The organism is Streptomyces sp. NPDC003032, from assembly GCF_053591415.1.
Genome location: NZ_JBSFTT010000088.1, coordinates 1 through 9020 on the forward strand (window position 1 = coordinate 1; position 9020 = coordinate 9020).

The window sequence follows — 9020 nt, forward strand, 5'->3', positions numbered from 1 at the left end:
TGGACGAGCTCATCGAACCGATCGCCACGGCCGGGGCGGCGAAGAAGCCCAAGAAGGCCGCCGCAGGCGGGGCCACCACTTCTGAAGGTGTCGGCAGACTGCGGCCAAGGCGAGCCCGGATCACAAGAGTTGAGCGGTGACGACACCTGCGCTCGCCGAGGAAGTTCTCGCCGATCCGGTCGGCCTGGTCGTGCGACTGATCGGCAACGTCGAGAAGCGCCTGGACGCCGACCGCATCCGGGACATCGTCTGCACGCTCGTACGCTCACGAGCTGGCCGCCGCAACCTCGCCCAGGCCCTGCACGACAACCCGTCGCTGCTGCGGACAGGCAAGCCACCCGCTCCATTCCGCGTCGCCAAGCTGCTGATGGCCCTGCACGAAGCGGGCGCCCAGGACACTGCTCTTCCCCGCTGCGGCGAGTGCGGACGCCCGCGCCCCTACGTCGGCAGCCGCTCGGGCGGACGGTGGGGATGCTCGCCCTGCTTCGACACACCTGCCGTCTGCGCGGGCTGCCACCAGCAACGGCGAGTCGTCAGCCGCGACCGCCACGGGCAGCCCCGATGCGCCAAGTGCCCCGACACCGACGGCGATCCGGTCCGGGAACTCGCCCAGATGATCACTGAGCTCGACCCCGCGCTCGAGGCGGACACCGTCCGGGCCGCTCTGGAGCGGTCCACGAAGCGTCCGGCCGGGCAGCGTCGACTGGCCTGGGCCGTGATCGACCGTCCCGAGCTGCTGACCGGCGCCGGACACGAAGCCCCCACTCCGGCCGCGTTGCGGTTCATCGGCGAACTCGTCGCCGCCGGCGCCACCACTGTCGTCAAGCCGGCCTGCCCGCGCTGTCACGGAGTGAAGTCGCTGTCGAAGCTCCTGGACGGCAAGCGGATCTGCCGGGCCTGCTTCGCCAAGCATGCGGCCGTCCCCTGCGCACGCTGCGGTGCCGTCCGTGAACCCGCCACCCGGGACGCCGCCGGTCAGCCGCTGTGTCCCAACTGCCTGATCCGCGACCCGGTCAACCTGGAAGTCTGCGTCGGCTGCGGACGTCGTCAGCCGGTCGCGGTCCGGCTCATTGACGGCGTCCGCTGCAACAACTGCAGGCCGAAGGAGATCAGAGAGTGCGGGCACTGCGGCCGCACCTCCCCTTGCGAGATTTCCCGCGCCACCGGGCAGCCCTGGTGCGAACGCTGCCAGCAACGATGGGCGACCTGCAGCGACTGTGGCACCGTCGCCCAAGCCCGCGGCGGCACCTGGGAGGAACCGTTGTGCGCGAAGTGCACCAACCCCGACCCCGACTTCTGGGGACGCTGCCCCGTCTGCACGACCACCTGGCAGCTCAGCCCTCGCCCCTGCCAGCGATGCGTCCTCGACCAGAAGATCCGCGACCTCCTCGGTGACGACACCGGCATCGTCGCGCCCGAACTCGCCGCCTTCCATACGGCATTGACGGACGCCGAGCGCCCGGACGTCGCTCTGGCCTGGATCACCCGGGCAAAAGCCCGGGACCTGCTGGAACGCTTAGGCCGCGACGAGCGTCCCGTCACCCACGACCTCCTCGACGAACTTCCGCCGGGCAAGGTGCTGGCCCACCTTCGCAGCGTCCTCGTCGCGACGGGCGCTCTGCCACCGCGCGACGAACGGCTCGTCGCCCTGGAGAAATGGATCACCACAACCGTCCAGGCTCGCACGGACCTTGCCGAACGCCGGATCCTGCACGGCTACGCGGTCTGGCACCACCTGCGCCGGCTCCGCCGCCGCGTCAGCCACCAGCACACCACTCAACTGCAGGACATGAACGTGCGCTGCCACGTCAACGCCGCCGGCAACTACCTCACCTGGCTCGCCGGCAAAGGTCTCACCCTGGGCACCTGCACACAAGCCGACCTCGAACGCTGGATGACCAATCCCGCCTTCCGCTACCGCGACGAGACCGGCCACTTCGTCCGCTGGTCCGTACGGCACCGCCATGCCCACGACCTCACCTGCGGCGCCATCCGCTGGACCGGCCCACAGGGCACCATCGACAGCGAAAAACGCTGGGCCGACGCCCGCCGCCTCCTCAACGACAATGAGCTGCCCACCGCGGACCGAGTCGCTGGACTGCTGCTGATCCTCTACGCACAGAAGATCGCCACCATCAGCCAACTCACCATCGATGACATCGACATCACCGGCGAGACCGTCGCGATCGCCTTCGGAACCTCGCCCGTCGTCCTTCCGATGCCGCTGGGCACTCTGGTCCGCGAGCTCGTCGCAACCCGACGCGGCAAGGCCAAGATCGGCACGCCGAACGATACCCCCTGGCTCTTCCCCGGAGGCCAGCCCGGCCGTCCGCTCAGCGATAGCCAGGTCGGTCTGAGGCTGCACAAGATCGGCGTTCGGCCCCAGCAGGACCGATCTACCGCCCTGTTCACTCTCGCCGCCGAGCTCCCCGCCGCCCTCCTCGCCCGGATGCTCGGAGTCCACATCCAAGTCGCGGTCCAGTGGCAGAAAGCATCCGGCGGTGACTGGGCCGCTTACGCAGACGAGATCAGCCGCCGAAAGAAGGACTGATGAAAGCCTCCATAGCAATCGCGCAATGTTCCATCACCTGGGACATCGAGCAAAATCTCGCGGCCATCACCTCGCTCCTGGCAGACGTTCAGCCAGACGAGATCGTCGTACTCCCCGAAGGTGCGCTGTCCGGCTACGGCGCCGACCTCTCGGCCCTCGAACGCCTACCGCCCTCGGCCCTCGCGCATGCCATGGACCGCCTCGCAGAGCTAGCTCAGCGCAGAGCCATCCACCTGTTCTGCGGCACTTTGCTATTCGAACGTGGTGCTTGGAGCAATGCCGCCCTCTACTTCTCTCCGGACGGCAGCCGCTGGACCTACCGGAAGATAAACCTGGCGATTAACGAGCGAGGCCAACTCGATGCAGGCTCTGAGCTCTCGACGCTCACGATCCACCTGGCGAGCGGGCCCATCACGCTCGGCGTCCAGATTTGCCGGGAGATCCGTTTCCCCGAGCAATGGCAGCATCTAGCCGACCGCGGAGCACAGGCTTTCATCTACCTCACCCATGCAGCCAACCCCTCCGAGCCCGCAGGGGTCTGGCGGAGCCACCTCATCAGCCGCGCAGCGGAGAACCAACGGTTCGTCCTGGCAGCCAACGTGGCAGATCCTCACCAGCACTGCCCCAGCATGGTCATCTCACCGAGAGGAGAGGTCCTCGCCGAGGCGAACTCTGGCGAGTCCACCGTAATCAGAACCACGATCGACCTTGACGAGTCCGCCAATTGGTACCTCGGCCAGCGCCGACGGGACCTACTCAAGACGAGCTATCAAGATCGAAAAAACGTATAGCAATGGGACGACTGGAGGGCCCCTACGGCCAGGCATTCCGAGAGTTCCAATACCCGACTCCACCATTAGCGGTCTACCCTGCCGAGACGATTGAGGCCCACCGGGCGTTCATCGCCCGTCGGCGGGCCTCCCGCCCCGGCGAGGAGTACCGGATCCCGACGGAGGAGGAGTGGGACGCCTTCCTCGCCCACTTCGAGAAGCGGAAGGTGTCCATCGGCACCTGTGCACGCGCCTTCGGATCGCCCTGCATCCATGAGCACGCTTGTGTCAGATGCTCACTCCTCCGACCTGACCCGGCCCAACGGGCACGGCTTGCCGAGATCCGCGACAACTTGATCGCCCGAATCACCGAAGCTGAACAGGAGGGATGGCTCGGTGAGATCGAAGGACTCCAAGTCAGCCTCGCCAGCGCAGAGGAGAAGCTCGCCCAGCTCGATGCAGAGCAAGTCCGTCAACGCCAAGTGATTGATCTGGGCATGCCCCGCTTCAGCCAGATCGTGACACGAATCAGTACGGCAAGAGGACCTTCAAGTTAGCCGAGCCTCATCCACGCGGATGATCTACACCACCCCGACCCAGGCCACGGGCCACGCTCTACGGGCGGCGGGCCAGCAAATGGGTGTCGAGGAAGCCCCGCTCGGACGCTGGGTCGTGGAGCAACCGAGCAACCGTGACGAGTCCGGCCCCGGTCAGCAACTCGGCAAACTGCTCCACCGGCCAGCTATAGGCGGGCGCCACCTTGTGGTCGAAGCGGACCGGCTCCGGTCCCTCGGTCCCGAAGAAGGACACCAGGAGCAGGCCCCCTGGCGTCAGGACACGCACCTGTTCGGCGAGCAGCGCGGGCAATTGTCCAGGTGGGGTATGGATCATCGAGTAGTGGGCCAGCACTCCGCCGAGCGCGCCGTCCTCGATCGGCAGGGCCTCCATTCGCGCTTCGTCGAACCGCAGCGTCGGATGGGCCCGCCGGGCGTGGGCGACCATAGCCGGGGAGAGGTCGAGCCCGAAGGAGTCCAGCCCCAAGTCGTGCAGCATGGCTGTCAGATGCCCGGGTCCGCACCCGACGTCGGCTGCCCGCAGGTTCCCCGTGCCACGCACGAGCTCGGCGAAGGTGCCGATCATGTTCCGCGCGAACGGTTGCGTCTCCAACCGATTAGCGAACATCGACGCGTACAGCTCGACGACCCCGTCGTAGGCCGCCCTGGTCTCGTCCTGGTGTTTTAACACGGGAAGGAAACTAACACCCGCGCCGTTCGCACCCGTTCTCCGGCCCCACACCGGACCTCCCCTTCAGGACTGATCGTCCCGTCACCTGATCACAGGGCACACTCTCGTTGGTTCAGAGAAGCTTGCGTCCGATGCTCGCTCCTCCGCCCCGAACCCTCCCAGCGAGACCGACTGATCGAGATCCGCGACAACCTGATCGACAGGATCGCCGAGGCCCAGCGAGAGGGTTGGCTCGGCGAAGTCGAAGGCCTCGAGATCAGCCTCGCCGGCGCCGAAGACAAACTGTCTCAGCTCGACGCCGCTCTCAAGCCGACGGTCACGCACCTGGGCCTGCCTACTTTCGCCAACATCGCCGGACGCACCTCCCCACCGGCCCCGGACCAGCCTTGAATACTCGTAGCCGCCTCGAAGACGGACCGCCTAGGCTCCAAGCCATGCGCACAGTGTTCGTGTTCCCCGCAGGTGAGCGAGCTGAGACCATCGCCGCACTTGCTCGACACCTGAACCAGCAGCGCCACCCCTGGACCCTGGACGGCAACCTCTACATCGACATCGACGAAGAGCGGAACGGCTGCCTCTTCTCTGACTGGGAGCCCGACGACGTGGCGGTCCTCGACGGGGCCGTCGGATTCCACCCCACCTGGGCAGTGCAGATCGACATCTCCGGTCGGATCGACGGCACCGCAGAAGTTCACCAGCTGATCGCGCTGCTACTCGAACATGGAGGCGTGGCGATCGATGACTACTCCGCCCACCCCTGGACCGTGCAGGAAATCCAGTCCGGAGCAGTGATCGACGGTCTGCGCTTCTTCGACTTCCGCGCCTACCACGAACGCAACCGGGAGCCGGGACGCTCCTGACTCAACGCGCACCCTCGTGCCGAACCGGTAGTTCGGAGAAGCCCCTGTCTGCCAGTCCTGCAACACACAAGAACGCCCCGACCACCTGTACAGCAACGACATCCGCGTGGCGAACCGCTACGCACGCCTCTTCGACACCGACACCGACGACTGGCTCCGCCACTGGCACCGCTGCCCCGGCTGCCGTGCACGCACCACCCTGCCCCTGCCGCACCTCGCCGCATGGACCGCCCGCATAGCTGCCGGTCACTGCGCCCGACCCACCAAGCCCCCCGTGGACGCAAGCCCTGCGGCATCCTGCGCGTGTCCTGGGCGGGCAACCAGAAGGCGCCCCGTTCCTGCCTGTTCACTGTCGCCGTCGACCTCTGCCCCTCCGGCGAGCACCGCATCCTGGCGCGAGTCCCCTACCGCGAAGCCGCCGAGCGGTTCGGTATCTGGCTGGCCGAGACGGCCCCTGCCGTGGCCGCCGCGGCCGGCCCCGACAGCCTCGAAGGCCTACCCGACCGGCCCCGGCCAGTCATCACGGACACCAGCGGCGAGGGCCTGGCACTGTTCTGAGCGTGCGGCCGGGGTCGAGACCGCCGGAGGAGACGAGCCGGTGGGTGTGGCGGATCTCGTGGAAGGAGTCCGGCCAGACCGACTTCTCACGAGTCTGAGCAGGAGGAGCAGTCCGCGGCTGTCCTCGCCATCGCTGACTACAAGAAGGAATCGGGGCTCACCGTGGAAGAGGCGTGGGGTGGCCTGAAGAAGCCACCCCACGAAGTCGCCTACTGCGCCTGCCGCTTCACGTACGCGACCGCGGTCATGCCGGCAGAGAAGACGAACGGCACGACAGCCCCGCCGGAAGCGACAGCGGTGAGGGGAGACTGTCCGAGAGCGGCGGAGCCGACCCCGGTGGTAAGCCCAGATCGCGGCGCGCTTGGCGTATCGGGTGGCCAGGCCGCGCCATTGGTCGGGTAGCCGGGTCACGTCGCCGTGACCCGGCCCCCTTAGAACCGGACGTGCCTGTTTCCACGCATCACGGCTCAAGCAAGCCCGAAGGCTTCATCGTGCACCTGGACCTGCGTGGGGACCCGATCCCAGGTCATCCCGCCACCGGCCACGACGCCCGTTGGAGCGCGGCAACAGAGGGCGTTCGGTCCCAGCCAGGGGCAGCGACGCGGCCTGCCCGATACCGCCGCCTGATCATTTTCAGGCGGCTCGGCTGACGTCCAGCCGTTCTGACGACGGCTCGTACCCAGCGGCCCTGTAGGCGGCGACGGCGGCAGCGTTCGAGCTCGGGGTGCTGACGAGTGCGCTTGCTGCACCCAGTTCACGCAGCGCCGCCGCAGCGGCGACGCTGATCGCCGTCCCGTAGCCGCGACCGCGATGGTCGGCGTGCACGCCCACCGGCTCCAGCAGGCCGGGCCTGCCGGGCCCGGCCGACCAGACCGTCGCCGCGGCCACCGCGTTGTCCTGGTCGTCGTAGCCGATCAGGCAGCGAGCGTCGGCGTAGACCGGCCCGGCCGCGAGGACGTGCCAGATCTCCTCGGTGAACCCCGCGCTGCCGAACGCCGAGCGGTGCACCGCGGTCCGCACTCCCGCCGTCTCCGGACCGGCTACCTCGATCCGCAGGCCGCAGTCCTTCACCGGCTCGGCGAGGTCGCGGCGCAGCGGCGTCCACGGCTCGTCCAGATTCCAGCCCGCCTCCAAGAGGACCTCGCGGAGCAGGGCGCCGTCGGGGATTTCGAGGCCGACCTTCCCGGGCGGCAGGATCCCGCGCTCCGGATCATTGAGGTCCGCCAGCAGTCGGCGCGCCAGATCACCGTCCTGTCGCAGGTCCGGCGCGGTCGTCAGGCGCAGCACATCAGGGTCGTCCAGGTATCCGACGGCAATGATCCGTCCCTCCACGCTCCAGGTGCGGACGGCCGCGGCCAGCCTCTCCGCGCCCAGCGCCCAGGCCCAGCCGAGGTCACCTGGATGGAGTTGCAGCGGCGTGCGGTCGTCCTGCCATACACGGAGGGCGTTCACGGCCCCGGTCAACCCGTCGACGCCGGGCTCGTTCAGAACGATCGTCATGTCCCGCATCTCACATCATCGCGGCGACCGGCCGCGCCTGGATTTACTCAGCCAGTCAGATCGACAGGACACGCTTTAGTAGTGCTTCGTTACGTCGGTGATCTCGCCTGGTGGTGGGCGTCTTCCTGGCATGAGACTGGGGGAGGTGGAACGGCCTCAAGGTGAGTTGTCGGAGTTCGTTGCCGATGTGTTCGGGTCGGTACCGCGACGGGATCAGCGGCGGTGGGGCGAGTGTTATCTGCGGGGTCTGATGCCGGACGGCCGTCGCAAGTCGATCCAGCCGATGGCGAAGCGGTTGCCGGACGGCAACATGCAGGCCCTGCGGCAGTTCGTAAACCAGTCGCCGTATGCTCCGGTACCGGTGCGGCAGCGGATCGCCCAGCGGCTGGGGGGCCAGGGAATGCGCGGCCATATGCCGCAGAATTTCCCTTACACACTGTTCTGGAGCAAGAGAGACTGAGTTGACTCGCAACGTGGAGACCTACTCCGCACTTCATGTGATTCCGCGTATTTTCCTTGCAGGGTTCTGCCTTTCCTGCGCGGAGCGTGGGAGTGGAGTTTTCTCCACCCTTGCCGATGAATCGGATGCCGAATGGTTCTCCTACGTCCTGGAAAGTGCCTGGAAGGCGCCGCTCGGCGAAGTGGAAGAGGATGAGCTACTGGAAATCCTGGAGGAGTTCGAGGCGAGGGGGGAATCGTTCGAGGCTGATGATCCGGGAACCAAGGAGTTCTCCATCCTCCAGTCTGCGATGCTCGCAGCCAACGCGATCGCCGTCTTCATGAATCCGACTCCTTCGCGGGCCGAGATGTCCGGCCAGACCCTTGAAACGATCCTCGGCAGCTTCGACTTCAAGCTCGGCGGAAGCAGAATCGCCATGATTGAGGCAGGAGAGGAAGAAGGAGTCGGACGACTCCAGCAGCTGGAGCGGGATGCCCAGAAATCCTTTGTGGCCTCCGTCCGGAGCTTGAACGGTGACCAGGTAGAAGCCGGGCTCACGAGAGCATTCCTGGATGATCTTCGCGGCTCCTGCGGACCCGTTCGTAACGAGATCAAAATGGCTACCGTATCCGTCGCGGAACTCGTCGGCTGGGACGGGGAGTGACGCTTCCTGCCCACTGCCTTCATGATCAGTGATCATCAGGAGTTGATCGCGGCAGCAGGCGTGAACGGGGTTGGCGTCGTGTTGGACATCCATGGTGCGCATTGCGCAGGGGTTTCATCGACCAGACGAAGTGTCCGTCTCGGTGATCTGGTGATGGTGGTACATGTGGTCGCACGGCCGCGACGCACACAAACACCCGCACCTCCGCGATCTAGACCGGTGACCACTGCCCCCAAGGGCGCGGAGGTCGTCGGGCCAGTGCCATTCCCAGCGGTGGAACAACTCAGGTTCGGTCACTGCGGGGGTGCCGTGATGGGTGGTGACGCGGACAGCGGCGCCTAAAGGGTGTTGCAGAAGGCTCGGTGTTGGGCATTTCCCGTGTATGGGCGGGGTGTTGCGGGCTGAGCCGGTGTGGGTGGAGACGTTCACAGGC

At 66.8% G+C, this 9020-nt stretch carries 9 protein-coding genes and 1 pseudogene; 7 read left to right on the forward strand and 3 right to left on the reverse strand.

What is annotated here, in order from left to right; translation table 11 throughout:
- The first annotated feature begins 136 nt into the window (after positions 1-136).
- From ACWDZ7_RS42140 to ACWDZ7_RS42150, 3 genes are read left to right on the forward strand one after another with little or no spacing between them, the layout of a single operon-like run.
- Entirely contained in the window at positions 137-2551 is a 2415-nt protein-coding gene (locus tag ACWDZ7_RS42140) for a site-specific integrase (protein ID WP_451804167.1), read from the forward strand.
- On the forward strand, positions 2551-3342 hold the full coding sequence (locus tag ACWDZ7_RS42145; protein WP_451804169.1) for a carbon-nitrogen hydrolase family protein: 792 nt from the start codon (positions 2551-2553) through the stop codon (positions 3340-3342). The genes ACWDZ7_RS42140 and ACWDZ7_RS42145 overlap by 1 nt, the downstream gene beginning before the upstream one ends.
- A 2-nt stretch (positions 3343-3344) precedes the next feature.
- Entirely contained in the window at positions 3345-3878 is a 534-nt protein-coding gene (locus ACWDZ7_RS42150; RefSeq protein ID WP_451804171.1) for an integrase, read from the forward strand.
- 58 nt (positions 3879-3936) lie between these two features.
- Here the strand turns inward: ACWDZ7_RS42150 and ACWDZ7_RS42155 are convergent, their stop codons facing one another.
- Positions 3937-4566, reverse strand: a complete 630-nt coding sequence (locus tag ACWDZ7_RS42155; protein ID WP_451804173.1) for a class I SAM-dependent methyltransferase — start codon at positions 4564-4566, stop codon at positions 3937-3939.
- Positions 4567-4647: 81 nt separating this feature from the next.
- Positions 4648-4890, reverse strand: coding sequence for a hypothetical protein (locus ACWDZ7_RS42160; protein WP_451804175.1), 243 nt, complete (start codon positions 4888-4890; stop codon positions 4648-4650).
- A 110-nt stretch (positions 4891-5000) separates the two neighbouring features.
- On the opposite strand from ACWDZ7_RS42160, the gene ACWDZ7_RS42165 reads away from it, so the two are divergent.
- Together ACWDZ7_RS42165 and ACWDZ7_RS42170 are read left to right on the forward strand one after the other, a co-directional pair.
- Positions 5001-5426, forward strand: a complete 426-nt coding sequence (locus ACWDZ7_RS42165; protein WP_451804177.1) for a hypothetical protein — start codon at positions 5001-5003, stop codon at positions 5424-5426.
- A gap of 222 nt (positions 5427-5648) precedes the next feature.
- Positions 5649-5984 (forward strand): hypothetical protein, encoded by a 336-nt coding sequence (locus ACWDZ7_RS42170; RefSeq protein WP_451804179.1) that lies wholly within the window; start codon positions 5649-5651, stop codon positions 5982-5984.
- A 633-nt stretch (positions 5985-6617) separates the two neighbouring features.
- On the opposite strand, the gene ACWDZ7_RS42175 is transcribed toward ACWDZ7_RS42170, so the two are convergent.
- Entirely contained in the window at positions 6618-7484 is an 867-nt protein-coding gene (locus ACWDZ7_RS42175; protein ID WP_451804181.1) for a GNAT family N-acetyltransferase, read from the reverse strand.
- Between the two features lie 130 nt (positions 7485-7614).
- On the opposite strand from ACWDZ7_RS42175, the pseudogene ACWDZ7_RS42180 reads away from it, so the two are divergent.
- Positions 7615-7881: pseudogene (locus ACWDZ7_RS42180) on the forward strand (transposase); the annotation flags it as partial.
- 76 nt (positions 7882-7957) lie between these two features.
- Entirely contained in the window at positions 7958-8587 is a 630-nt protein-coding gene (locus ACWDZ7_RS42185; RefSeq protein ID WP_451804183.1) for a hypothetical protein, read from the forward strand.
- Positions 8588-9020: the final 433 nt, after the last annotated feature.

What these genes read in the sequence shown, in the direction of transcription:
- ACWDZ7_RS42175 (WP_451804181.1), bottom strand. Translation starts at nt 7,484, where the DNA reads ATGACGATCGTTCTGAACGAGCCCGGCGTCGACGGGTTGACCGGGGCC.
- ACWDZ7_RS42145 (WP_451804169.1), top strand. Translation starts at nt 2,551, where the DNA reads ATGAAAGCCTCCATAGCAATCGCGCAATGTTCCATCACCTGGGACATC.
- ACWDZ7_RS42170 (WP_451804179.1), top strand. Translation starts at nt 5,649, where the DNA reads ATGGACCGCCCGCATAGCTGCCGGTCACTGCGCCCGACCCACCAAGCC.
- ACWDZ7_RS42165 (WP_451804177.1), top strand. Translation starts at nt 5,001, where the DNA reads ATGCGCACAGTGTTCGTGTTCCCCGCAGGTGAGCGAGCTGAGACCATC.
- ACWDZ7_RS42150 (WP_451804171.1), top strand. Translation starts at nt 3,345, where the DNA reads ATGGGACGACTGGAGGGCCCCTACGGCCAGGCATTCCGAGAGTTCCAA.